This window comes from Mesorhizobium sp. C089B, assembly GCF_030323125.1.
Lineage (GTDB): Bacteria > Pseudomonadota > Alphaproteobacteria > Rhizobiales > Rhizobiaceae > Mesorhizobium.
On sequence record NZ_CP100469.1, the window covers coordinates 5,027,707 to 5,050,025 of the forward strand.

At 63.7% G+C, this 22,319-nt stretch carries 23 protein-coding genes, 1 pseudogene and 1 riboswitch; of the genes and pseudogenes, 15 read left to right on the plus strand and 9 right to left on the minus strand.

The window, feature by feature from the left end:
* Positions 1–63: 63 nt before the first annotated feature.
* Positions 64–270, minus strand: a complete 207-nt coding sequence (locus NLY44_RS24865; RefSeq protein ID WP_023668885.1) for a DUF680 domain-containing protein — start codon at positions 268–270, stop codon at positions 64–66.
* Positions 271–769: 499 nt separating this feature from the next.
* A riboswitch (cobalamin riboswitch) is annotated at positions 770–971 on the plus strand.
* Between the two features lie 117 nt (positions 972–1,088).
* Between NLY44_RS24865 and NLY44_RS24870 the strand changes: the two genes are divergently transcribed.
* From NLY44_RS24870 to NLY44_RS24905, 8 genes are all read left to right on the plus strand, one after another.
* The gene (locus tag NLY44_RS24870; RefSeq protein ID WP_023668884.1) at positions 1,089–2,336 is read left to right on the plus strand and encodes an aromatic ring-hydroxylating oxygenase subunit alpha; all 1,248 of its coding nucleotides are present in this window, start codon (positions 1,089–1,091) and stop codon (positions 2,334–2,336) included.
* A 37-nt stretch (positions 2,337–2,373) separates the two neighbouring features.
* On the plus strand, positions 2,374–3,474 hold the full coding sequence (locus tag NLY44_RS24875) for an FAD-binding oxidoreductase (RefSeq protein WP_023690258.1): 1,101 nt from the start codon (positions 2,374–2,376) through the stop codon (positions 3,472–3,474).
* 161 nt (positions 3,475–3,635) lie between these two features.
* Positions 3,636–4,058, plus strand: a complete 423-nt coding sequence (locus NLY44_RS24880) for a PqqD family protein (protein ID WP_023696905.1) — start codon at positions 3,636–3,638, stop codon at positions 4,056–4,058.
* Between the two features lie 152 nt (positions 4,059–4,210).
* Positions 4,211–5,260, plus strand: a complete 1,050-nt coding sequence (locus NLY44_RS24885) for a hypothetical protein (protein ID WP_023806205.1) — start codon at positions 4,211–4,213, stop codon at positions 5,258–5,260.
* On the plus strand, positions 5,257–6,000 hold the full coding sequence (locus tag NLY44_RS24890) for a glycosyltransferase family 2 protein (protein WP_023668880.1): 744 nt from the start codon (positions 5,257–5,259) through the stop codon (positions 5,998–6,000). The genes NLY44_RS24885 and NLY44_RS24890 overlap by 4 nt, the downstream gene beginning before the upstream one ends.
* Before the next feature lie 33 nt (positions 6,001–6,033).
* Positions 6,034–6,786 carry a glycosyltransferase family 2 protein gene (locus NLY44_RS24895; RefSeq protein ID WP_023668879.1) on the plus strand — a complete coding sequence of 251 codons (753 nt, stop codon included), beginning with the start codon at positions 6,034–6,036 and terminating at the stop codon, positions 6,784–6,786.
* Positions 6,771–7,463: a glycosyltransferase family 2 protein gene (locus NLY44_RS24900; protein WP_245260052.1), complete on the plus strand. Its 693-nt coding sequence runs from the start codon at positions 6,771–6,773 to the stop codon at positions 7,461–7,463. Before NLY44_RS24895 ends, NLY44_RS24900 begins: the two co-directional genes overlap by 16 nt.
* Positions 7,463–8,929, plus strand: coding sequence for a nucleotidyltransferase family protein (locus NLY44_RS24905; RefSeq protein WP_023806204.1), 1,467 nt, complete (start codon positions 7,463–7,465; stop codon positions 8,927–8,929). Before NLY44_RS24900 ends, NLY44_RS24905 begins: the two co-directional genes overlap by 1 nt.
* 45 nt (positions 8,930–8,974) lie before the next feature.
* On the opposite strand, the gene NLY44_RS24910 is transcribed toward NLY44_RS24905, so the two are convergent.
* From NLY44_RS24910 to NLY44_RS24935, 6 genes and pseudogenes are all read right to left on the minus strand, one after another.
* Complete coding sequence (locus tag NLY44_RS24910) at positions 8,975–9,715, minus strand: FAD-binding oxidoreductase (RefSeq protein ID WP_023703620.1); 741 nt, start codon at positions 9,713–9,715, stop codon at positions 8,975–8,977.
* Positions 9,712–10,323 carry a molybdopterin-dependent oxidoreductase gene (locus NLY44_RS24915; RefSeq protein ID WP_023806203.1) on the minus strand — a complete coding sequence of 204 codons (612 nt, stop codon included), beginning with the start codon at positions 10,321–10,323 and terminating at the stop codon, positions 9,712–9,714. Before NLY44_RS24915 ends, NLY44_RS24910 begins: the two co-directional genes overlap by 4 nt.
* Before the next feature lie 130 nt (positions 10,324–10,453).
* Positions 10,454–10,672: pseudogene (locus NLY44_RS24920) on the minus strand (PDZ domain-containing protein); the annotation flags it as partial.
* A gap of 27 nt (positions 10,673–10,699) precedes the next feature.
* Positions 10,700–11,464 (minus strand): MBL fold metallo-hydrolase, encoded by a 765-nt coding sequence (locus NLY44_RS24925; protein WP_050588119.1) that lies wholly within the window; start codon positions 11,462–11,464, stop codon positions 10,700–10,702.
* Positions 11,464–12,630 (minus strand): diphosphate--fructose-6-phosphate 1-phosphotransferase, encoded by a 1,167-nt coding sequence (locus NLY44_RS24930; protein WP_286455630.1) that lies wholly within the window; start codon positions 12,628–12,630, stop codon positions 11,464–11,466. The genes NLY44_RS24925 and NLY44_RS24930 overlap by 1 nt, the downstream gene beginning before the upstream one ends.
* A 99-nt stretch (positions 12,631–12,729) precedes the next feature.
* Entirely contained in the window at positions 12,730–13,497 is a 768-nt protein-coding gene (locus NLY44_RS24935) for a L,D-transpeptidase (RefSeq protein WP_023668871.1), read from the minus strand.
* 229 nt (positions 13,498–13,726) lie between these two features.
* Between NLY44_RS24935 and NLY44_RS24940 the strand changes: the two genes are divergently transcribed.
* The 3 genes from NLY44_RS24940 to xylB all read left to right on the plus strand — a co-directional run bounded on the left by NLY44_RS24940 (position 13,727) and on the right by xylB (position 17,236).
* Entirely contained in the window at positions 13,727–14,350 is a 624-nt protein-coding gene (locus NLY44_RS24940) for a LysE family translocator (RefSeq protein WP_023694251.1), read from the plus strand.
* A 24-nt stretch (positions 14,351–14,374) separates the two neighbouring features.
* The gene (locus tag NLY44_RS24945; protein ID WP_023806201.1) at positions 14,375–15,700 is read left to right on the plus strand and encodes a tetratricopeptide repeat protein; all 1,326 of its coding nucleotides are present in this window, start codon (positions 14,375–14,377) and stop codon (positions 15,698–15,700) included.
* An 81-nt stretch (positions 15,701–15,781) separates the two neighbouring features.
* A complete protein-coding gene (gene xylB / locus NLY44_RS24950) occupies positions 15,782–17,236 on the plus strand; it encodes a xylulokinase (RefSeq protein WP_023806200.1) in 1,455 nt (484 codons plus the stop codon).
* Positions 17,237–17,427: 191 nt separating this feature from the next.
* Here xylB and NLY44_RS24955 read toward each other — a convergent pair whose 3' ends face one another.
* A complete protein-coding gene (locus NLY44_RS24955; protein ID WP_023806199.1) occupies positions 17,428–17,790 on the minus strand; it encodes a nuclear transport factor 2 family protein in 363 nt (120 codons plus the stop codon).
* A gap of 113 nt (positions 17,791–17,903) precedes the next feature.
* Between NLY44_RS24955 and xylA the strand changes: the two genes are divergently transcribed.
* On the plus strand, positions 17,904–19,229 hold the full coding sequence (xylA, locus tag NLY44_RS24960) for a xylose isomerase (RefSeq protein WP_023684279.1): 1,326 nt from the start codon (positions 17,904–17,906) through the stop codon (positions 19,227–19,229).
* A 205-nt stretch (positions 19,230–19,434) separates the two neighbouring features.
* On the plus strand, positions 19,435–19,638 hold the full coding sequence (locus NLY44_RS24965) for a hypothetical protein (RefSeq protein ID WP_023668865.1): 204 nt from the start codon (positions 19,435–19,437) through the stop codon (positions 19,636–19,638).
* Positions 19,639–19,699: 61 nt separating this feature from the next.
* On the opposite strand, the gene NLY44_RS24970 is transcribed toward NLY44_RS24965, so the two are convergent.
* On the minus strand, positions 19,700–20,680 hold the full coding sequence (locus NLY44_RS24970) for a GlxA family transcriptional regulator (protein ID WP_023668864.1): 981 nt from the start codon (positions 20,678–20,680) through the stop codon (positions 19,700–19,702).
* 77 nt (positions 20,681–20,757) lie between these two features.
* Between NLY44_RS24970 and bcoG the strand changes: the two genes are divergently transcribed.
* On the plus strand, positions 20,758–21,681 hold the full coding sequence (gene bcoG, locus NLY44_RS24975; RefSeq protein WP_023668863.1) for a 3-dehydrocarnitine:acetyl-CoA trimethylamine transferase BcoG: 924 nt from the start codon (positions 20,758–20,760) through the stop codon (positions 21,679–21,681).
* A 14-nt stretch (positions 21,682–21,695) separates the two neighbouring features.
* Positions 21,696–22,319: an HD domain-containing protein gene (locus tag NLY44_RS24980; RefSeq protein ID WP_023806198.1), complete on the plus strand. Its 624-nt coding sequence runs from the start codon at positions 21,696–21,698 to the stop codon at positions 22,317–22,319.

Genomic DNA, 22,319 nt, shown 5'->3' on the forward strand with positions numbered 1-22,319 from the left:
AAATACTCCTGAATTTTTTGGGATCCCGAGAGCGACGGGTTAGCCGCCCTTCTTTGGTCGGGATCAGCGATTGCCGTAGAGGTCGCGGTCGGCGCCCTGAACGACAGGCTGCTTGTCAGCGTGCGCCGGCTTCTGAATGGAAGCCGTATACGAGCTGTCGACCGAGACGGCTGGCTGGTTCGCACCATTGGAACCGTAATTGTCGCTACCGGCGAAGGCGCTGCCGGTGATCGCCAAAACGGCTGCGGCAGTGAGGATGATCTTTTTCATTTTTAGTACTCCAGTTTGTCTGTCCGTCTAGCGGCGTGTCTTGGGAGGAATTCGCGTCGTTCGGACAGCCCCGATGTGGGAAAGCCATAGGCTGGTTTCCAATCACGAAGTTGTTCCGTGTGGACCACGGTCCTGCACCTTGAAATTGTGCCAGGAAGTTCCTCTATGGTCATTTATCGCATTGTTTTCAGTTGCTTATGTCGAACCGAGTGGTTCGCTCCGGTGTCGGTTTCCGGGCCGTCGTTCACACCGTCCTGCACGCATTGTCAACAGAAACGAACCGTTCGGTTCGATTAGAGATTGCTAATAGTAACTTTTCGATACCGTTGAGCCCTTTTTGCCCCCGATCGGAACTGGATCCGCAGCGATTCGAAACGGCGATGATAGCGCCGCAAGACAGGATCTCAGCCCTTCGGTGGTCGGCGGGGCGTATGCCGCGCGTGTCGCGCCGCATGGATATGATGTCGCTTTCATGCCGACGTCGCGATCGCTGCCGTGATTAGATGATCGCATCTCAGGTGCCGCTTCGTGACGACGCAGCGGAGAATTGGGAAGCCGGTCAGAATCCGGCGCTGCCCCCGCAACGGTGGTGGAGTTGAAGTCGCAACGGGAGACCACTGGGCAAGAGCCTGGGAAGGTGTCGCGATGGTCCGCAAGGACAACTCCAGAGCCCGGAAACCAGCCCGAGATGCATAGACTCGACTGATCGCGGTGGGCGGTCAAGAGGTGGATAGTGCATGTCCGGCGCCGCGCCGGCCTGCGTCCGATCCTTCCTCCATCACCACCAAGTTCAGTCCTTAAACCACGAGGACAGAACTATGGATACGCGCAACGACATGCTGAGGCTCCTGAACGGCCGCAAGCAAGGCTTTTCGCTGGAACAGCCCTTCTACACCGACCCGGACTATTTCAAGCTCGACATGGAGCTTATCTGGTATCGCGACTGGCTGTTCATCGGCCATGATTGCGAACTGCCGAAGCCCGGCAGCTATATCACCGTGCAGATCGGCGATTATCCGGTGGTGCTGGTCCGCGACCAGAAGGGCAACATCAACGCCTTTCACAATTCCTGCCGCCATCGCGGCAGCCGTGTCTGCAACACTGAGAAGGGCATGGCGGCAAAGCTTGTCTGCCCCTATCACCAGTGGACCTACGAGCTTGACGGCCGGCTGCTGTTTGCCCGCCAGATGGCCGACGGTTTCGACAAGAGCCAGTTCGGCCTGAAGCCCGTCGCCTGCGAGAGCGTCGGCGGCTACATCTTCATCTGCCTGGCGAAAGAACCTGCCGACTTTGCGCCGATGCGCGCCATGATAGAGCCCTACCTCAAGCCGCACCGGCTGAATGAAGCCAAGGTCGCCTTCGAGAGCACCATCATCGAGAAGGGCAACTGGAAGCTGGTCTGGGAAAACAACCGCGAATGCTATCACTGCGCCGGCAATCATCCAGAGCTGTGCAAGACATTCCCCGAAGCGCCGACGGTGACCGGCGTGCAGGGCGCCGACAGCGATCCGGAGATGCTGGCGCACTGGGCGAAATGCGAGGCGGCGGGCCTGCCGAGCAAGTTCCGCATCGATCCGGCCGGGCAATACCGCGCCACCCGCGCGCCGCTGCTGCGCGATGCCGTCAGCTACACGATGTCGGGAAAGCGCGCGGTGACGAAGAACCTGTCCGACACTGTTGCCGCCGACCGCATCGGCACCTTGATGCACTACCACTATCCGACGACCTGGAACCACATACTGATCGACCATGCGGTCACCTTCCGGGTGCTGCCGATCAGCGCCACCGAAACCGCGGTGACGACCAAGTGGCTGGTGCACAAGGATGCGGTCGAGGGGGTCGACTACAACCTTGAGGAGCTCACCCATGTCTGGACCGAGACCAACGACCAGGACCGCCGCATCGTCGAGGAAAACGCCTTCGGCATCCTGTCTCCGGCCTATGAGCCCGGCCCCTATTCGGAGCTGCACGAGGGCGGCGTGATCCAGTTCGTCGAATGGTACGCGGCCTTCATCGGCCCGCGCCTTGCCGAAGGCGGCCGGCCGGCGCTACGCAGCGTCGCGTGAGCTGGAGCAGGCGAAGAGGGACCAGAGGATGAATGCGATGACGGATCTTGGGCTCTATCGCCATCTTGACCAGATGGCGCCGTGGAACGATAGGCTGCAGGTGCTGGAAGTGATCGGCGTCAGCGACGAGGCGCCCGACGTCAAGACCTTCACCTTCCGCTCCGACAACCAGACCTGGTTCCGCTACAAGCCGGGCCAGTTCCTGACGCTGGAACTGCCGACACCGGACGGGCCGCTGATGCGCACCTACACGCTGTCGTCGTCGCCATCGCGGCCGTTTTCGATCGCGGTGACGATCAAGGCGCAGGCCGGCAGCATCGGCACGCGCTGGATGTTCGACCATCTGGTGCCCGGTTCGCATGTCAAGGCCTACGGACCGGCCGGCGACTTCTCGTTGCACAGCCACCCGGCGGCCAAATACCTGTTCATTTCCGCCGGCTCCGGCGTGACGCCGATGATGTCGATGCTGCGCTGGCTGAACGACTGCGCGCCATGGACCGATGTCGGTTTCGTCAACTGCGCGCGGCGTGCCGAAGAGATCATCTTCCGCAAGGAACTCGAACTGCTCGGCGGCCATATGCCCGGCCTGTCGCTCGGCTTCATGATCGAGGAACGTTCCAGCCGCGAAGGCTGGTACGGCCATATGGGCCGCATCGATGCGATCCGGCTGCCCTTGCTGGCTCCGGACTTCCGCGAGCGCGAAATCTTCTGCTGCGGCCCCGATCCGTTCATGCGCGCCGTGCGCGGCATGCTGGATGCCGCCGGCTTCGACATGACGAAATACCATCAGGAGAGCTTTGCCGCGCCTGTGGTGGAGGAAATTCCGGCGCCGTTTGCCTCCCCGGTCGAGGACGGCATCGCTGCACCTGTCGAAGCCGTGACGCCGATCCGCTTCTCGCTTTCGGAGGTCGACGCCGGCTGCGTCGCCGGCCAGACCGTGCTGCAGACCGCGCGCAGCTCGGGCGTGCGGATTCCCGCCGCCTGCGAGTTCGGCCTGTGCGGCACCTGCAAGGTGAAGAAGGTCTCCGGCGAAGTCGAGATGAGCCACAATGGCGGCATCCTCGACCACGAGATCGATGACGGTTTTATCCTTGCCTGCTGCTCGAAACCATTGTCGGCGCTCGAAATCGAGGCTTGAGCCGGTCGACTTCGCCGCAACGGTCGCCGACGCAGGCGTTGTATTCGCGGGTCTTTGTCTTGCCAACCAACGGACAAGTGATTTAGACGCACTTAGGAAGGGCTTGGCAGACCGTGAAGCCGGCGCATCCCTTCAGGGCGCATGGGACGGGGGACACAGCGATGCAACAGCGGGTCTACGCGGTCGCAAGCAAGGACATCGTTTTCGAATCATTCGATGGCGAAGCCGTCGTTCTCGATCTTTCGAACGGCAAGTATTTCGGCTTTTCCGATTCCGGCAGCCGGGTCTGGCAGGCTTTGTCGTCCGGCGTCGCCACTGAAGCGCTGGTCGGAGCTGCCGCGGGCGCCGCAAAAATAAGCCTGGCCGACCTCGAAAGCTTCGTTGCCCGACTGCTCGATTTCGGGTTGCTTGCGCCAGCCGAAACACCGGCACAACCGCTTTCGGGCGAGCTGTCGTCTGCGCTTGCTGCCAGCAATGAGCCGCTCAAGGTCGATGTCCATGACGACCTTGCCGATCTCATCATTGTCGACCCGATCCATGAGGTCGAGGAACCTCTCGGCTGGCCGGCGGTGAAACAGGCATAATCGTTTCCCTAAAGCGCGTCGCGTTTGAACGGACTCAGGCGACGCGGTTTAGATCTTTTATTTTATGCATGTCGTCGTCTCAAAACCGGGGCCACCCCGAGCGACATGCATCAGGCGACCCGGCGCAATTCTGGACGCTGAACAACCAACACATGCCTTTGATCACGCTGCAAACCCTGCCGGATTATGCCCGCCATGTGCTGGCGGCCGCGGAAAGCGCCGCCGCATTCTATCCCGTTACCGCCAGCGTGCGGTTGCCGGGACTGGAGCTGAGTGTCCACCTCGACCATGGCACGCTGGCGGAAGCCATGAGCCATGCCTTCATACCGGCCCCGGAAAATCCGTCTGCATCTGACGGCTGCCGCATTTTCGTCGCCCACCCGGGCATCGATGGCGTCCTCGCCCCGGCCACCTGGGGCCGAGGCGATTACAACCATCATGCCTTTGCCAACCGGCTGGAAGAGGCCGGATTGCGCGGCAGCTACTATCATGACCTCGATTTCTGGCAGTTCCATGATCCGCAACGCCATGTCGGGGCGCAGCTGATGATGGCGGCCGAGGCCTTTCCGCCATGGGAACAGGCGGCGCCGCTGCGCGCCTTCCTGCATTGGGAATATGCGGCGCGCGGCATGCGGCTTACCCATGCCGGCACGCTGGGCATCGATGGCAAGGGCGTGTTGCTGGCGGGCTCCGGGGGAGCCGGAAAATCGGGAACAGTCGTCGCCGGCCTGCTCAATGGGCTCGATAGCGTCGGCGACGACTATGTGCTGATCGACCGGACCGAGGGCGTGACGGCCTATCCGCTGTTTGCCACGCTCAAGCAGGATCCGGAGGGCTTCAAGCGGCTGAAGCTGGAGGGTCGGCTAAAGTCGTACCAACCGCTGAACTGGCAAGGCAAGCATGCCTTTCGCATCGACGAGATCGCGCCTCGACCACCTCCTGCAAGTCTGGACATTATTGCTTTGATAGTGCCCCATATCAGGGGAGGTGCGAGAAGCTCGGTCATGCCCATATCGCGCAAGGATGCCATGATCGCCTTGGCCCCGTCAGGAATCGTGCAGATGCCGGGCGAGCGGGAAGCGGGCTTTCGCTTTTTCAGCGAGCTTACCCGCGATCTGCCATGCTACCGGCTGTCGCTGGGGACCGAGCCGCGCGAGATCGCCGGCACGATTGCGGATTTCGTCCTTCGGGGCGCTGCATGAAGTTGAGCATCATTGTGCCGGTGTACAATCGGGAGATCTATGTCGTTTCGACGTTGCGGTCCCTGCTCAGGCAACGCGACGATGCCGATCTCGATATCATCGTTGTCGACGACGGCTCGACGGACAGCTCCGTTGAAGCAGTCCGCGCCATCATGCGGGAAGCGTCGTGCATCCGCCTGTTCCAGCAGGCAAACCAGGGCGTGGCCAACGCGCGCAACACAGGGCTGAGGCAGTTGCTGCCGCAAACCGAACTGGTGTCGTTCCTGGATTCGGACGACGTCTCGCCGGCTGGACGATTCAAGGCTGGCCTACCCCTGTTCGCGGCCGACCCTGCGCTCGAGCTGACCTACTCGCTGATGACGCGCGTCGATCTCATGGACGACGAAACCCTGCAGCCGGCACGGGGCGGCGCAGGTCCCACCGTGCGCGGCGTCAGCCTTAGCGCCGGGATACTCCGCAGGGCACTCATCGACCGTACAGGTGCTTTCGACGAGGAGTTCCGGCAGGGCGAAGACGCCGACTATCTGCTGCGCATTTTCGAAACCAGCCCAAAGCACATTTTTCCCGACACCGTCGCGGTATACTACCGGCGCCACCCCGGCAATTTGACCAAGCAAAGGGATGTGGCGGTGCGCGAATATCTGCGTGTGATTCAGAAATCCTTGCGGCGGCGCAAGGCCGATCCGTCGCGGCGCCCGGTCGAGGGGCTTTTCGAGATCAAGCGCCCGGCAGAGTGGTGAAAGAATGAATAGATCACAGCCTGGAATGCGTGCGTGAAGCTGAGCGTGATCATGCCGGTCTACAACCGCGAACGCCATGTCGGCTCGGCGCTGCGCTCGCTGCTGAGGCAGCGCGATGCCGCCGATCTCGACATCATCGTTATCGATGACGGTTCGACCGACAGTTCGGTGGCGGTCGTGCGCTCGCTGATCGCGGAGGCGCCGTGCATTCGCCTTTTCCAGCAGCAGAATGCCGGGGTGACGCGGGCACGCAACGCGGGCTTGCGGCAATTGCTGCCGCAGACCGGGCTGGTATCGTTTCTCGATTCCGACGACATTTCCCCGCCGGGCCGCTTCAAGGCGGATCTGACCTGTTTCGACGCAGACCCCACCCTCGAGCTCACCTATTCGCGCATGACGCTGGTCGACGACATAGATGACGATACGCTGGAGCCGACAGCCGACAGCCACTCGATGACGGTTCGCGGCATTCACCTGTCTCCCGCTATCTTCGTCCGGCGGTTGGTCGAACGCATCGGCAGCTTCGACGAGGATTTCCACCAGGCCGAGGACACCGACTATCTGCTGCGCACTTTCGAAAGCGGTCCGAAATTCACGATGCCCGACACTGTTGCGCTCTATTACCGGCGCCATCCCGGCAACATGACCAGGCAGGCCGATGTTCCTTTTCGCGAATTCATGCGCGCCGTCTACAAGTCGATGAAACGGCGCGAGGCCGACCGCTCCTTGCACCCTGTCGACGGCATCTTCGATTTCAAGGAACTTGCGAATTGGCGTTTCCTGTGATGGCCAGCTACGGCGTCGTCATTCCGGCCTTCAACGCGACCGCCACCATCGCCGAGACGCTGCGATCGGTCGCGGCCCAGACGGTCCAGCCCGACGCCATAATCGTCGTCGATGACGGCTCGACCGACGATACGGTCGCGGTGGTCAATGCGCTGGGCATGCCGGTGCAGGTGTTGCGCCAGGACAATGCCGGACCAGGCAGCGCCACCACCAGGGGCATCGCCGCGCTGGCGACGCCCTTCGTCGCCACGCTCGATGCGGACGATCTGTGGCTGCCGACCAAGATCGAAAGGCAGCTGGAGCATTTCGAGCGGTTTCCCGCGACGGCAGGAGTCTTTGCCCACTGGCGGACGTTTCGCGATGACAAGCCCGATGTGCAACAGGACGTGGCCGTGGCGGGCTGGTCGCGCACGACGATGATGATCCGCCGGGAGGTAGCCGAGGCCGTCGGTCCGATCATCGACCCGCAAGGCGGTCGCGGCGACATGGTCGACTGGATCGCCCGTGTCCGCGAGGCGGGCTTTGCGCTTGCCATGCTCGACGATGTCCTAACCTTGCGCCGCATCCGGCCCGACAGCATGTCCTATGGACGCGACCCCGTGCGCGACCGCGGTTATGTCGAAGTCGTAAGGCTGGCCATGCAAAGGCGAGCAGCGAAAAAGGCGAGCGCCGACTGATGGCCAATGCCATGCGCCGTATCGGCCGTCGGTTTCCGGACTATGGTTGGTCATGGCCCACTGGCGGCCTCGACCAGTTGCTGAAGGCCGCATTGCTCCCCGATGAAGAGGCGGCCGGGGCCTATGCGGCGCGCTGGCTCGACGAGAACGATATCGACCATGCTGCTTTCCGCGAGCATCGGCTGCTGGCCGCGATCTCCGACAGGTTCGGCCGCAAGCTCGCTGGGCATCCGGCCTATCCACGTCTTGTCGGCCTGCAAAAGATGCTGTGGACCAAATCGCGACTGGCTGCGCGCGAGGCCGAGCCGGCGCTACAGGCCATGATCGACGCCGGCTGCGCGGTGATGCTTATCAAAGGCGCCAGCCGCATCGCCGTCAACGCGTCGGCGCAGCGCGGCCGGGTGGCGCATGACATCGACATACTGGTGCGCTCGCAGGCCATGATTGCCGCCTTCGATGTGCTTAGCGAACGCGACTGGCAGATCGCCACCGGCGTCAGTCCGCAATATCTGCGCACCAGGCTGGCGTCCTTGCGTTCGATGAATTTTTTCAAGGGCAGTTTCGGCGACATCGACCTGCACCAGCTCGCTTATGACGGGTCGCAGCAAAGCGCGGAAGATGATCTGGCGATCTGGCAGCGGGCGCTGTCAGCCGATTTCAATGGCGTCCGCGTGCTTGTGCCCTCTCCGGCCGACCGCATGGCGCTCGCCATCGCACATGGCGGCCTCGATGCCCACACCCACAGCGACTGGCTGGTCGACTGTGCGGTCGCCATCGAGAGTGGCGCAGTCGACTGGGGCGTGTTCGCCGACATCGTCGCCAAGCGGGGCCTCGCCGTCGCCGCGGCGGTGGCGCTCTCCTATCTCTGCCTGGAGATCGGCATTGCGGTGCCGGAGGCCGAACTTGCAAAGACGATTGAGTTGGCCGACCGCGCCGGCCTGTCGCGCTGGTCCGCGGTGCTGCAGGCCAAGCCGCGCACCGATTTCGGCGGCCTCGTTTGGCTGTCGCGCGGCTTTGCCAAGCAGTTGCGCCTCAAACGCAAAAAGGGCCGCCTGCAGCAGCCGACGCCCGCCGTCTGGCGCGGCAGGCCGACATTGCGCAAGGCAAGAGCGACGTCGGCGCCGTTTGCACTTTCCCAGCCCCTGCCGCGTCCGGACAGGACTGGAGCGATGGTGCTGGACGTCACCGTCAGGATCGTCGTTCCACCAATCCGGCGCCGCATTGAGATGGAAATCAATGCCGGCGGCGGTCACGTCGCCCGCTTGCGTTCCATGGTGATCAGCCGCGCCGGCGGCGGACGTGTGCTGCGCTTTCGCGGCAAGGTAACGGTGGACGACACCGGCCGGCCTCTGGTGATCGAGGCACGGCCATCGCGCCAGTTCCGCAACTGGGACAATGAGGCCGAAGTCGCCGCCTATGGCGCGCTGCCGTTCCAATTGCTGTCGGCAAGGTTTTCACCCACCTGAGAGCGGGTGGCTGTTTCCATGAAACGGTGAACCACTGTGGCCCTCTCAGACGCCATAGCGCTCGGTGCGGATGATTTCCGCTGATATGCCGGCGTCGATCAGCGCCTGGGCAGCCGCCGAGACGAAGGCGTTCGACCCGCAGACGAAGGCGAGCGCCGGCGGCCGCGGCAGCCGCGTGAGCGCCTGCATGACCATTGCCGTGTCGATGCGCCTCGAATAGTCGGACGGGCGCCGTACGGCCTCGCGCGTCAGCGTCAGCACCAGCTCGAACCCGTCGCGGCGGTCACCGAGACCGATCAGCTCGTCGCGGAAGATCACCTCGTCCCAGACCCGCACCGAAAACATCAGCGCCACCGGCACCGCCGATTTGCGCAAGGTTCGATGCCGCACCATCGCCATCAGCGGCACCACGCCGGAGCCGCCGCCGACCAGAAGCAGCGGCCCGCCATCCCCATCGGACCAGACGAAATGGCCGCCGAGCGGCCCGCGCAGTTCGATCTCGTCACCGACCGCGGCGACGTCGTGGAAGAAGGGCGAGACTTCACCGTCGTCGAGCTTCTCGATCGCCAGCTCGATCGTGGCGCCGCTCTCCGGCGCCGAGGCGATGGAGTAGGAGCGGCGTGCCTGGTAGCCGTCAGGCGCGGTCAGCCTGACATCGACATGCTGTCCGGCGCGATAGGCGAATCGCCGTGACAGCGCGAAGAAGAAACTGGTAACGCGTGGCGTCCGCTTTTCGATCCGGGTGATTTTCGCCGTCTGCCAGGGAGATTGCGGCGCTTCGCTCATGGATCGCCGCTATAGCGCTGCTCGCGCCACGGGTCGCCAGAGATGTGATAGCCGCGCAATTCCCAGAAGCCCGGCTCGTCGCGCTCGGTGAACTGCAGCCCGTTCAGCCATTTAGCCGATTTCCAAAAATAGAGATGCGGCACCAGGAGCCGCGCCGGGCCGCCATGGTCGGCAGTGATTGGCTTGCCTTCATAAAGCAGCGCCACCATCGCCTTCCCCGCGGTGAGATCCTTGGCCGGCACGTTGGTGGTATAGCCGTCATAGCCATGCGCCAGCAGGAAGCCGGTCGGCGCTTCGATGCCGGCATCGGCAAGGATGTCGTCGACCAGCACGCCTTGCCAGGCGGTATCGAACTTGGTCCAGGCGGTAACGCAATGGATGTCGCGCGTCATCTTGGTCAAGGGCAGCGCGTTGAACTCGGCCCAGTTCCATTTCTTGATCGGGCGTGGCCCGTGCTTGAGCGTGAACGACCAGTCATCGGTGCGCACGCGCGGCGTCGGCCCCGCCGACAGCACCGGAAAGCCCTGTTCGAGATACTGACCGGGCGGAATGCGCGCATCGGTCTCCGTCGGAGGCTTTCGACCGGAGGAAAAACCGCGAGTGACCATTTGACTGTCCGTTTTTAGCAGGCCATTGCCGGCCTGCCGTAATGTTCTCGAAGATGTCGCGGCGGGCAATAGGAATTTCGGCGGCCGTGCGGCAGGCCTGTCGGTGGTCCGGCGAGCCTGCCATGATGTCTCAACCGGCGGCGAAGGATACGGCGACGAAGATTTGCGCGTCGCCGCGATCGATCAAAAGCAGCACCGACTTCCGGCCCGATCTGCCGGCCTCGGCGATCGCCTGGTTGGCTTGCCGCGCATTCCGCACCGGCGACTGGTCGACGGCGACGATGACGTCGCCCGGCTGCAGGCCCGCATTGGCGGCTGCCTTGTCCGGATTGACGCGCTCGACCACGGCGCCACGCTGGTTCCGATCACAATGTCGTCAGCGGCCTTCGGTGCGCCTGAGATAGGTTGTGGCGATCTCGCGCATCCGGTTGCCGTCGAAGCTCGGCCCATGGCCGCCATGGCCGAGACGGACAGGCAGATCGAGGAGCCGCTGCATGGTACGGCGATAATCAGGCCGGCAGGAATCCGGCAGGTCGTCGATCAGCATGGAATCGTAGATGGCGTCGCCGGCAAAGAACAACCCGTCCGTCTCTTCGAACAAAGCGATCGAATCCGGCGAATGTCCGGGCAGATGCAGGACGCGGAACTGCCGGTCGCCGAGGTCGACGATGTCGCCCTCGTCCAGCGTGCGCGTCAGCGGCGCCGGCGGGATCTTGTAGTCGGCCGCCGTCCAGCCCGGCGCCGGCAATTTCGAAACGGCGCCGTCGAGATTGTTGAACATGTAGGCGTAGGTCACCTGATCGTTCATGGTCTCGAAATGCTCGGCACTGTGCCGCGGCCCGGCGCGCAGCGGAAACTCGTGCAGCGAGCCGACATGGTCGAGATGGATGTGGGTGGCGACAACAATGAGCGGCTTGCCCTCGGGCGTGTCGATCTCAGGCGCCAGCGGGCAGATGCCCATCCCGGTGTCGACCAGCAGGTCGGCGTCGCGTCCCCTGAAATGCCAGATGTTGGCGCGCACGAAATCATGCACGAACGGCTCGGTCAGCATCGTCGTGCGGTCGTCGATGATCGTCTTGCCGAACCAGTCGCCGACAACGCGCTCGCCACCAAAACGGGTGCCGCCAAAACGGCCGCCCATCAGACGAAGGGCTTTCCCACCTTGTATTTTTCCGGCACCAGCCGCTTCAGGTAAGCCATGCCCGCTTCCGACAGCTGGTTGACATCGGGCTTCATGAAATCGTCGGGCATATGGCGCGTCTTGCCGGCGACGTTCTTCAGCGGCACCTTCTTCAGCACGGTTTTGGAGCCGTCATATTGCAGCGCCACCGAGCCACCGCCTTCGCCGGCAACGGCAACCGCGAAGGCGCCGGCGCCGAAAGCCTCCTGCGCGTCGACGGCGCTGATCGCGCCGACATAGCCGCGCGGCATGTAGCCAAGCGCATCGACGCGCGCGCGCTTGCCCGGCAGGCCTTCGGCGAGCGCACGTTCCAGAGCTGACGGCAGGTCGCTGCCCGACAGTTTGACGTTGCCATGCGCGTCGCGCTCGAGCTTGTCCGGCGGCACCAGGCTTTCGACCAGCGCCTTGCCGTCGGCGGTGCTGACTCCCTCGGAGACGGCGACGATGCAACGCTTGTGGCGGTCGAGCGTGGCGCGCACGTCGTCGATGAAACCGGCGGCGGAGAACGGCCGTTCCGGCACGTAGACCAGATGCGGGCCGCTGTCGGGATCGAGCTGCCAGGCTGCAGCCGCCGCGGTGAGGAAGCCGGCATGCCGACCCATTACGATGCCGACATATATGCCGGGCAATGCGCGGAAATCGAGATCGACGGACAGGAAGGCGCCGGCGACGAATTCGGCCGCCGAGATGAAGCCAGGCGTGTGGTCGTTTTCCTCGAGGTCGTTGTCGATGGTTTTTGGCGCATGGACGAAAGCAATGCTGCCGCCGGCGGCGTCGGTCAGAATCTGCTGCGTGCCCGACGTGTCGTTGCCACCGATGTAGATGAAAGCGTCGGCGCCGGCCTTCTTCAACCCGTTGAGGATGACTTCGCAATAGGCAGCGTCGGGCTTGTCGCGTGTCGAGCCGAGCGCGGCACTCGGCGTGCCGGCGATCAGCCGCAGCCGGTTCTCGGGGATGGCGGAGAGGTCTACATAGTTGCCGTCACGAATGCCGCGCACGCCGTGGAGCGAGCCCAGCACCTTGGCGCCGGGATGGCGCTTGCGGACTTCCAGCGTGGCCCCGACAACCGTCTGGTTGATGACGGCGGTCGGGCCGCCGCCCTGTGCGATGACAAACGTTCCAGCCATGCTCGATTTCTCCCGGCGCTGTGGTTTTCAAGGCACCTTGGCCTAGCTTGCCGCATCGCGCAACGGGAGTTTCCAGCGGCGCCAAACCGCCGCACAGGATCAGACGACGACGACCGGGTTCTTCTTGGAAACGCGGCTGTAGAGGTCGATGATATCCTGGTTGATCAGGCGCACGCAGCCCGACGACATCGCCTGGCCGATGCTCGCCCATTCCGGCGAACCGTGTATGCGGTAGCCGGTGTCCTTGCCGTCCTGGTAGATGTAAAGAGCGCGTGCGCCGAGCGGGTTGGTGAGGCCACCGGGCTGGCCGTTTTGCCATTTCACCAGTTCCGGCTTGCGCTGGATCATCTCCGGCGGCGGCGTCCAGGTCGGCCATTCCTTGCCGTACTGGATGTTGGCGCGGCCGGACCAGCGGAAGCCGTCCTTGCCGATGCCGACGCCGTAGCGGATGGCGTCGCCGCCCTCCTGCACCAGATAGAGCTTTCGCTCCTGCAGATGGACGACAATGGTGCCGGGCGCCTCGCCGGTCTCGTTGACGACGATCTGGCGGCGGAACTCCGGCTTGACCTTCTGATAGGGCACCGCCGGCACTTCGAAGCCGCCATCGTTGAGCGAGGCGTACATGACATCGGGGCCGGTAACGTTCTTGTCGACGCTGATCGCCGGACGGATCGGCCGCACCGAGCCGGTGACCGTGTCATCCAGCTGGAATTGCGGCAGCTCGAGCGTCGAAGTGCTGCAGCCGGCCATGCCGAGCAGCGTCATGGCGCCGGCCCCTGACAGGACGAAGCGGCGGGAATAGAGATGTTCGGTCTCGTTTGCGTCGCCATTTGCTGGCGGCGTCACATTCTGCGGCAACTCACGCATGCACCCAAACCCTACGCTGTCGGCGGGAAACACGGTCCGGCCGGATAGCAGGCAGTTTCGCCAAACATGGTTGAAAAAGGGTGAAGGCCCAACGACCGGTCTTAAGCGTGTGCCGCCAATAGCCGCAGCGATCTGGCGAAATGGTCCGCCGTGCATTTTTGGGAGAGGGCTCTTTACATTCCTCCGCACACGAGGATTTATCCTTTTCTTTGCGCTCAAGGAGACAAAGATGTCGTTCGAAAACTGGGCCGCCTTCGCCGCCGCCTCGGCCGTGCTGCTCATCATTCCGGGCCCGACCATTCTTCTGGTCGTGTCCTATGCGCTGGGCCAGGGCTGGCGCACTGCCTTGCCGATGGCCGTCGGCGTGGCGCTGGGCGACTTCACCGCCATGACCCTGTCGATGCTGGGCATCGGCGCGCTGCTGGCCGCGTCGGCGACCGTGTTCACCATTCTGAAGCTGATCGGCGCCTGCTATCTGATCTATCTCGGGGTAAAACTGTTTCGCGCCGGCGGCGCGCTCAAAGCCGAACCACGCACAGATGCCGTCTCGGCCGCCAAGATGATGGCGCACGCCTGGCTGGTCACCGCACTCAACCCGAAGAGCATCACGTTCTTTGTCGCCTTCCTGCCGCAGTTCCTCAATCGGGAAGCCGATTTCTGGACACAGATGCTGATCTTCGAAACGACCTTCCTGGCGCTCGCCTTCGCCAATGCCTTCGGCTACGCGCTGATTGCGGCGCGCGCCCGCAACGTCGTACGCAACCCCAAGGCGATCCGCATCTTCAACCGCACCGGCGGCACGCTGCTGGTCGGCGCCGGGATCGCTACGGTGGCGATGCGCTCGGGCCATTAGGAACTGCGGAGCATCAGGGCCGATATGGCAGTAAGAGATCCATTCGGCCTAATGTTTTCGGGCGCGACCGAGGCCGGGTTTTCACCCTACAGCCAGGCCGTTCATGAATTGCAATGCTTCGTCGGCGACCCGGTCGGCTCCGTTGACCGCGCCATATCGGCGGATCCCGGTTTCGTCATGGCGCATGTCTTCAAGGGGTATCTGTTCGGCCTCGCCACCGAACGCGAGGCAACGGCGGTCGCCCAGGCATGCCATGCTGCGGCACTGCCGCTTGCCGCGACGCCGCGCGAACAGGCGCATGTGGCGGCCCTTGGCCACCTTGCCGAGGGACGCTGGCATGACGCCGCGCGCCTGCTCGAAGATATCGCCATCGACAACCCGCTCGACGCGGTGGCGTTGCAGGTCGGCCACCAGATCGACTTCTTCACCGGCAATGCCCGCATGCTGCGCGACCGTATCGGCCGCGCGCTACCGTCCTGGCAGAGCGGCATGCCAGGTTATCACGCCATTCTCGGTATGCAGGCCTTCGGTCTCGAGGAGATGGGCGACTATATCAGAGCCGAAAGTTTCGGCCGACAGGCGATCGAGATCGAGCCGCGAGACGGCTGGGCGCAGCACGCGGTCGCCCATGTCATGGAGATGCAGAGCCGGCAACGGGACGGCATCGCCTGGATGCGCGCCAATCCCGAGGCGTGGACCAAAGAGAGCTTCCTGCAGGTGCATAATTGGTGGCATCTGGCGCTGTTCCACTACGATCTCGGCGAGACCGACGAGGTGCTCAAACTCTATGACGGGCCGATCTATGGCGAGCGTTCGACGCTGGCGCTGAACATGGTCGATGCATCCGCGATCCTGTGGCGGCTTTATCTCGGCGGTGTCGATGTCGGCGACCGCTGGGCAGCGCTCGCCGCCAACTGGGCGCCGAAGGCTGGAGCCGGCAATTACGCCTTCAACGATGCGCATGCGATGATGGCATTCGTCGGCGCCGGTCTCGAAGCGCCGGTCAAGATCTTGCTCGAAGCCCAGCACGAGGCGATGCGCGGCAGCGACGACAACGCCGCCTTTACCCGGGATGTCGGCCAGCCACTGACGGAAGGCATCAAGGCATTCGGCGAGGGCAATTACAGCGAAGCGGTGCGCCTGATCCGACCGATCCGCGCCATTGCCCATCGCTTTGGCGGCAGCCACGCCCAGCGCGATGTGATTGATCTCACGCTGATCGAGGCGGCGTTGCGCGCCGACGACACGGCGCTTGCCTGGGCGTTGACGGCCGAGCGCGCACTGGTCCGGCCGGACAGTCCGCTGTCGGCGCTGTTTTCGCAACGCGCCGCCAATTTGTCAGAGAATTGACCCGCGGCGGATCTTGTTTTAAAAACTGGCAAGCCAGATTTTTTCGAGACCCGAAAAAATTAATGGCGATGGGAGGAATGCATGTATCTCGGCCTCGATCTCGGCACGTCGGGCGTCAAGGCGCTGTTGATCGATGCCGGGCAGAAGATCATCGGCTCCGGCCATGCTTCGCTTGACGTATCGCGGCCGCATCCCGGCTGGTCCGAACAAAACCCCGCCGACTGGATCCGCGCCTGCGAGACGGCCATCGCCGAGCTGAAAACCTCGCACCCGAAAGAGCTTGCCGCGGTCAAGGGCATCGGCCTTTCCGGCCATATGCATGGCGCCACCTTGCTCGATGCCGGCGACCAGGTGCTGCGCCCCTGCATCCTGTGGAACGATACGCGCAGTCACGCCGAGGCCGCGGCGCTCGATGCCGACCCGCGCTTCCGCCAACTGACCGGCAACATCGTCTTCCCCGGCTTCACGGCGCCGAAACTCGCCTGGGTGAAGAACAACGAGCCCGCGGTTTTCGCCAAGGTTGCAAAAGTGCTTTTGCCGAAGGATTTCCTGCGGTTGTGGCTTACCGGCGAGCATATCTCAGAAATGTCCGACTCGGCCGGCACCTCCTGGCTCGATGTCGGCAAACGGCGCTGGTCTTCCGAGCTGCTTGCGGCGACATCGCTCGACGAAAGGCAGATGCCGTCGCTGGTCGAAGGCACGGAGAAGGCCGGCGCGCTGCGCGCCGAACTGGCCGCCAGCTGGGGCATCGCATCAGGCGTCCCGGTGGCCGGTGGCGCCGGCGACAATGCGGCCTCGGCTTGCGGGATGGGCACGGTCGGCGCCGGCCATGCCTTCGTGTCGCTTGGCACATCCGGCGTGCTGTTTGCCGCCAACGCGTCCTATTTGCCCAATCCGGCCAGCGCGGTGCACACCTTCTGTCACGCGCTGCCAAACACCTGGCACCAGATGGGCGTCATCCTGTCGGCGACCGATTCGCTGAACTGGCTGTCGGAGATTTCAGGCAAGAAGGCCGGCGAATTGACCGCCGAACTTGGCGATGTGCTGAAAGCGCCGAGCGGGGTGTCGTTCCTGCCCTATCTCTCGGGCGAGCGCACGCCGCATAATGATTCCGCCATTCGTGGGTCCTTCACCGGACTGGCGCATGAATCCGGCCGCGCAGTGCTGACGCAGGCCTTGCTTGAAGGCGTCGCCTTCGCCTTCCGCGACAGTCTCGAAGCCTTGAAGACGGCGGGCACGATCTTGACGCGGGTGACGGCGATCGGCGGCGGCTCGCGCTCGCGCTACTGGCTGAAGGCGATCGCCACGGCGCTGCAGGTGCCCGTGGACATTCCGGCCGACGGCGATTTCGGTGCTGCCTTTGGCGCGGCGAGGCTTGGTCTGATCGCGGCGACAGGGGCTGATCCGCTGGAGGTGTGCACGGCGCCGAGGACGGATGCGACGATCGAACCGGATGTCCCGCTTGGCGGGGCGTATGCCGATGCCTATCAGCGCTACCGGGCGCTGTACCCGGCGATCAAAGGCGTGACCGCGTGAGTCGGCGCGAAGCACCCCCCTCTGCCCTGCCGGGCATCTCCCCCGCAAGGGGGGAGATCGGCAGCGTCGGCGGGTATGCCAGTCTTGTAAGGTGGGTGATTAGCGAAGGCGTGGATGCCAGCCAATCTCCCCCCTTGCGGGGGAGATGCCCGGCAGGGCAGAGGGGGGTGTCTCGCGCCACCCTTAATCGATCACTGCGCCGGCACCTTGTCGAGAAACCCGGTGACGCTCTTCAGGCGCCCATTTTCGATAACACCGATATCGGTGCCTTCGATAACCGACGGCACGCCTTCCGGCCCAAGATTCCACGAGAAGCGGATGCGGTCGCCAAACCCGTCCGGCTGGCCCCTCAGCGAGAACCGGAAGCCGGCGAAGCGCTGCTGTACGCCGTCGATCAGCCCAGCAACGCCGGCGTGGCCGTCGCCCTGCATCAGCGGATCGCGGTAGCTGACGTCTTCGGTGAAGGTGGCCTTGAGCAGTTCGGCACGGCGATCCGCATCGGCCTCGTTCCAGGCGGTGATGTAGTTCTGGGCGATCGTGTTGAGGTCGGTCATGGTCTGTCTCCTTCGTTGAGTGGCTTTGACACGAGGCTTTTCACCCCAAGCGAGAGCGAAACCAATTACGCCTGAGGTAATCAGGGTGAACTATTCGAGAGAGGACAGAAATCATGAGCAGCGGATTTTTCGGCGACATCAAAGCGATCAAGTATGAGGGGCCGGATTCGACCAATCCGCTGGCCTACCGCTTCTACAATCCCGACGAGGTGGTGGCCGGCAAACGGCTGGAAGACCATCTGCGCTTCGCCGTCGCCTACTGGCATTCTTTCGCCTGGCCGGGCGGCGATCCCTTTGGCGGCCAGACCTTCGACCGGCCCTGGTTTCCCAAGGCTGGCGGCGTCGACACGATGGAACTGGCCAAGCTGAAAGCCGACGTCGCCTTCGAGATGTTCTCGCTGCTCGGCGCGCCCTATTTCTGCTTCCATGACGCCGACGTGCGGCCGGAAGGCAAGGATTTCTCCGAAAGTGCCGCGCGGCTCGACGAGATCGCCGACTATTTTGCCGCCAAGATGAAGAAGACCGGCGTCAAACTGCTCTGGGGCACGGCCAACCTGTTCTCCAACCGCCGCTTCATGTCGGGCGCCGCCACCAATCCCGATCCGGATGTCTTCGCCTATGCGGCGGCGACGGTGAAAAGCTGCATCGACGTCACGAAGCGGCTGAAGGGCGAGAATTATGTACTGTGGGGCGGGCGCGAGGGCTATGAAACGCTGCTCAACACCGATCTTGCCCGCGAGCAGGAGCAGGCTGGGCGCTTCCTCAGTCTCGTCGTCGACTACAAGCACAAGATTGGCTTCAAAGGCACGATCCTGATCGAGCCGAAGCCGCAGGAGCCGACCAAGCATCAGTACGACTACGACGTTGCCACGGTCTACGGCTTCCTCAAGCGCTTCGGGCTGGAGAAGGAAGTGAAGCTGAACATCGAGCAGGGCCACGCGATTCTTGCCGGCCATTCCTTCGAGCACGAGCTGGCGCTGGCCAATGCGCTCGGCGTCTTCGGCTCGATCGACATGAACCGCAACGACTACCAGTCGGGCTGGGACACCGACCAGTTCCCCAACAATGTGCCCGAGATGGCGCTGGCCTATTACCAGGTGTTGCAGGCCGGCGGCTTCAAGACCGGCGGCACCAATTTCGACGCCAAGCTGCGCCGCCAGTCGCTCGACCCGCAGGACCTGCTGATCGGCCATATCGGCGGCATGGATTCCTGCGCACGAGGTCTCAAGGCAGCCGCCAAGATGGTCGAGGACAAGGCGCTGTCGGGTCCGCTGGCCGAGCGCTATGCCGGTTGGAACACGGCCGAGGGCAAGGCGATGCTGTCGGGCAAGCGCTCGCTGGAAGACATCGCCGAGCGCGTGGTGAAGAAGAAGATCGAGCCGCAGCCACGCTCCGGCCGCCAGGAGTTGCTGGAAAACATCGTCAACCGCTACGTCTGAGGGCGGAAAGCCGATTCGTTGTGCTCAAGGGTGGCTGGATAACATTCCGGCCGCCCCGGAATGGGGTTTGCGCAAGACCCTATCCGACGACAAGGGTTTGCCCTTTGGCGCCCCTCAATGACCTCGCTCTTGCCTTCAAACTGCCGTCACGTATCTCGTATAAGGATGCGGTTGTGGCGGGTGAAAAGGAAGGAGGCGAACCGATATGCAGCATGAACGCGAAATCGACGCCCTGCTCTCATCCGGCGAGACCGGATCGATCATCGACCGGCTGATGGCGCTGCCGCGGCCGACCGACAGCGTGAAAAACGAATGGGATCGTGCTGTCAGCAGCCGATTTGAAGTCCGTCTGGCGAGGCAGATGCGCTCGCAGATGGACGCCGGCAGCGATCGACAGAACGCAGCCTGATCTCCCTTTGTCCGTGCATGTCGTAATCCCAAAACCGCGACACACTTTTGGGCGACATGCATCAACCTCGGCGCAGCCTGACCGGGGCTTCGCCGAACGCTCTTGAAAACGCTCTGGAAAATGCCGCGGCGGACGAGAACCCCGTCCGCCCGGCAATATCCGCCATGGCGATCCGCGTGTCGACCACCAGCCGCCGCGCCGCGCCCAGCCGCAGCCTGAGATAATATGCGCCCGGCGTCTCGCCGATCGACTTGCGAAAAATGCTCTCCAATGTCCGCGCCGTCACCCCGGCGCGTTTTGCCACCGCGTCGATGGTCAGCGGCTGGTCGACATGCGATTCCATCAGCCGGATAGCCTGCGCCAGACGCGGGTCGTAGCCGTCGAGCCGGCCGAGCGAGACCAGCGGCTGCGCGTCGGTCGCGGCGCGCGCCTGGTCGTAGATGAAGACGCTGGCGACATCGAGCGCGACGGCCATGCCGAGCCGGGTGCGGATCAGATGCAGCATCAGGTCGAAGGTCGGCGACGCCCCGCCCGAGGTGAACACCGGTCCGTCGATGACGTAGCGGTCCGGACGCACGTCGACGCCGGGAAAGGCGGAGGAAAAATCCTCCATGTCTTCCCAATGGGTGGTGGCGCTGCGGCCTTCGAGGAGGCCGGCGCGCGCCACCAGCCATGTGCCGGCCTCGACGCCGCCGCAGGCGCGAGCCGCGCGGGCCGCTCGCCGTAATCCGGAAAGCAGAGCCGATGTCGCGTAATTCTGGGTGCCGAAGCCGGCGACGACGACAAGCACGTCGGTCGGCTCGGCCGCATCGAAGCGGCCCCTGACCGCCACCGGCAGGCCGCATGTGGTGACCGGCGCCTCGCCGGTGACCGAGACCAGTTTGAAATCGAACAGCGTCTCGCCTGAGATGCGGTTGGCGGCGCGCAGCGGGTCGACGGTCGACGCCACGCACATGATGGACGAGCCTGAAAACACCAGCAGCGTCACCTTGAGCGGCGATCGCTCAGCGCGAAAGATGGTCGGTTTTTCGCTTTTGATCACGAGAGCTTCGTAAATTGCAAAACAGTTTCCGGCAAGTCGGTCATTGTTAGGGTCTGTTTCTATGGGAGGAGATGTCCATGCCGCTCGCGATGAACCGTGAGGTTTTCATTACCTGTGCCGTGACCGGGTCAGGCGGCTCGCAGGACCGCTCCCCGCATGTGCCACGCTCGCCCAAGCAGATCGCCGATTCGGCGATCGATGCGGCCAAGGCCGGTGCCGCCATCGTCCACTGCCATGTCCGCGACCCCGAGACCGGCAAGCCGCGCCGCGATGTCCATCTCTACCGCGAAGTGACGGACCGCATCCGCGCGGCAGAAGTCGATGTGATCCTGAACCTGACCGCCGGGATGGGCGGCGACATGGTGTTCGGCTCACCGGAAGCGCCGCTGCCGCTCAATGAAAAAGGCACCGACATGGGCGGCGCCACCAACCGCATGGAACATGTGCGCCAGTGCCTGCCGGAAATCTGCACGCTGGATTGCGGCACCATGAACTTCGCCGAGGCCGATTATGTCATGACCAACACGCCCGGCATGCTGCGCGCAATGGGCGGCATGATGACGGCGCTCGGCGTCAAGCCGGAGATCGAAGCCTTCGATACCGGCCACCTCTGGTTCGCCAAGCAGCTGGTCGAAGAAAAGGTCTTGAATCCCGACGCGCTGGTGCAGCTCTGCATGGGTGTGCCGTGGGGGGCGCCGGACGACCTCAACACCTTCATGGCCATGGTTAACAACGTGCCGTCGACCTGGAACTGGTCGGCCTTCGCCATCGGCCGCAACCAGATGGCCTATGCAGCCGCTGCAGTGCTCGCCGGCGGCAATGTCCGCGTCGGTCTCGAAGACAATCTCTGGCTCGACAAGGGCGTGCTGGCCACCAATGCGCAGCTGGTCGAGCGCGCCGCCAGCATCGTCACCAATCTCGGTGCCAGGATTTTGGGGCCGGAGGAAGTGCGCAGGAAGCTCAACCTCACCAAGCGGGCGCCGATCGCAGCGGCTGCTTAAGACGGGAGCGGATCATGGCTACCGTCAAATTCACTGCGATGAAGGATGGCGACAGGCAAGACTATGAGTTCCTGACCGCCCATGAGATCGACTATGCCGCCAGGACCGGCGAGCGGCTGCTCGACGCACTGGTGCAACTCGACGAAGGCCTGTCGGGCTACAAGATCACCAGGCTCGGCCATTCGCTGCAAGCGGCGACGCGGGCCTGGCGTGACGGCGCCGACACCGACTGGATCGCCTGCGCGCTGCTGCACGACATCGGCGACATCTACGCTCCCTACAATCACGACGAATACGCCGCTTCGATCCTGAAACCTTTCGTGCGCGAGCAATGCACCTGGGTGGTGGAAAAGCATGGCGACTTCCAGCGGCTCTATTACGCGCATCATCTCGGCGGCAACCGCCATGCTCGCGACCGCTTCGCCGGCCATGCCTATTTCGACGATTGCGACCAGTTTTGCGAACGCTGGGACCAGTCGAGCTTCGACCCGGACTTCGACACGCTGCCGATCGAATTCTTCCGGCCCTTCGTGCTCGAAGTCTTCGCCCGCAAGGCCTACGACCCCTCCGTGATCCGCTCCGGCGAGCGCGTGCCTCTCATCGACCCCGAAACCGCCAAGACAAGAACCGGAGCCTGA

What these genes read in the sequence shown, in the direction of transcription:
- NLY44_RS24865 (WP_023668885.1), bottom strand. Translation starts at nt 270, where the DNA reads ATGAAAAAGATCATCCTCACTGCCGCAGCCGTTTTGGCGATCACCGGC.
- NLY44_RS24870 (WP_023668884.1), top strand. Translation starts at nt 1,089, where the DNA reads ATGGATACGCGCAACGACATGCTGAGGCTCCTGAACGGCCGCAAGCAA.
- NLY44_RS24875 (WP_023690258.1), top strand. Translation starts at nt 2,374, where the DNA reads ATGACGGATCTTGGGCTCTATCGCCATCTTGACCAGATGGCGCCGTGG.
- NLY44_RS24880 (WP_023696905.1), top strand. Translation starts at nt 3,636, where the DNA reads ATGCAACAGCGGGTCTACGCGGTCGCAAGCAAGGACATCGTTTTCGAA.
- NLY44_RS24885 (WP_023806205.1), top strand. Translation starts at nt 4,211, where the DNA reads ATGCCTTTGATCACGCTGCAAACCCTGCCGGATTATGCCCGCCATGTG.
- NLY44_RS24890 (WP_023668880.1), top strand. Translation starts at nt 5,257, where the DNA reads ATGAAGTTGAGCATCATTGTGCCGGTGTACAATCGGGAGATCTATGTC.
- NLY44_RS24905 (WP_023806204.1), top strand. Translation starts at nt 7,463, where the DNA reads ATGGCCAATGCCATGCGCCGTATCGGCCGTCGGTTTCCGGACTATGGT.
- NLY44_RS24910 (WP_023703620.1), bottom strand. Translation starts at nt 9,715, where the DNA reads ATGAGCGAAGCGCCGCAATCTCCCTGGCAGACGGCGAAAATCACCCGG.
- NLY44_RS24915 (WP_023806203.1), bottom strand. Translation starts at nt 10,323, where the DNA reads ATGGTCACTCGCGGTTTTTCCTCCGGTCGAAAGCCTCCGACGGAGACC.
- NLY44_RS24925 (WP_050588119.1), bottom strand. Translation starts at nt 11,464, where the DNA reads ATGGGCGGCCGTTTTGGCGGCACCCGTTTTGGTGGCGAGCGCGTTGTC.
- NLY44_RS24930 (WP_286455630.1), bottom strand. Translation starts at nt 12,630, where the DNA reads ATGGCTGGAACGTTTGTCATCGCACAGGGCGGCGGCCCGACCGCCGTC.
- NLY44_RS24935 (WP_023668871.1), bottom strand. Translation starts at nt 13,497, where the DNA reads ATGCGTGAGTTGCCGCAGAATGTGACGCCGCCAGCAAATGGCGACGCA.
- NLY44_RS24940 (WP_023694251.1), top strand. Translation starts at nt 13,727, where the DNA reads ATGTCGTTCGAAAACTGGGCCGCCTTCGCCGCCGCCTCGGCCGTGCTG.
- NLY44_RS24945 (WP_023806201.1), top strand. Translation starts at nt 14,375, where the DNA reads ATGGCAGTAAGAGATCCATTCGGCCTAATGTTTTCGGGCGCGACCGAG.
- xylB (WP_023806200.1), top strand. Translation starts at nt 15,782, where the DNA reads ATGTATCTCGGCCTCGATCTCGGCACGTCGGGCGTCAAGGCGCTGTTG.
- NLY44_RS24955 (WP_023806199.1), bottom strand. Translation starts at nt 17,790, where the DNA reads ATGACCGACCTCAACACGATCGCCCAGAACTACATCACCGCCTGGAAC.
- xylA (WP_023684279.1), top strand. Translation starts at nt 17,904, where the DNA reads ATGAGCAGCGGATTTTTCGGCGACATCAAAGCGATCAAGTATGAGGGG.
- NLY44_RS24965 (WP_023668865.1), top strand. Translation starts at nt 19,435, where the DNA reads ATGCAGCATGAACGCGAAATCGACGCCCTGCTCTCATCCGGCGAGACC.
- bcoG (WP_023668863.1), top strand. Translation starts at nt 20,758, where the DNA reads ATGCCGCTCGCGATGAACCGTGAGGTTTTCATTACCTGTGCCGTGACC.
- NLY44_RS24980 (WP_023806198.1), top strand. Translation starts at nt 21,696, where the DNA reads ATGGCTACCGTCAAATTCACTGCGATGAAGGATGGCGACAGGCAAGAC.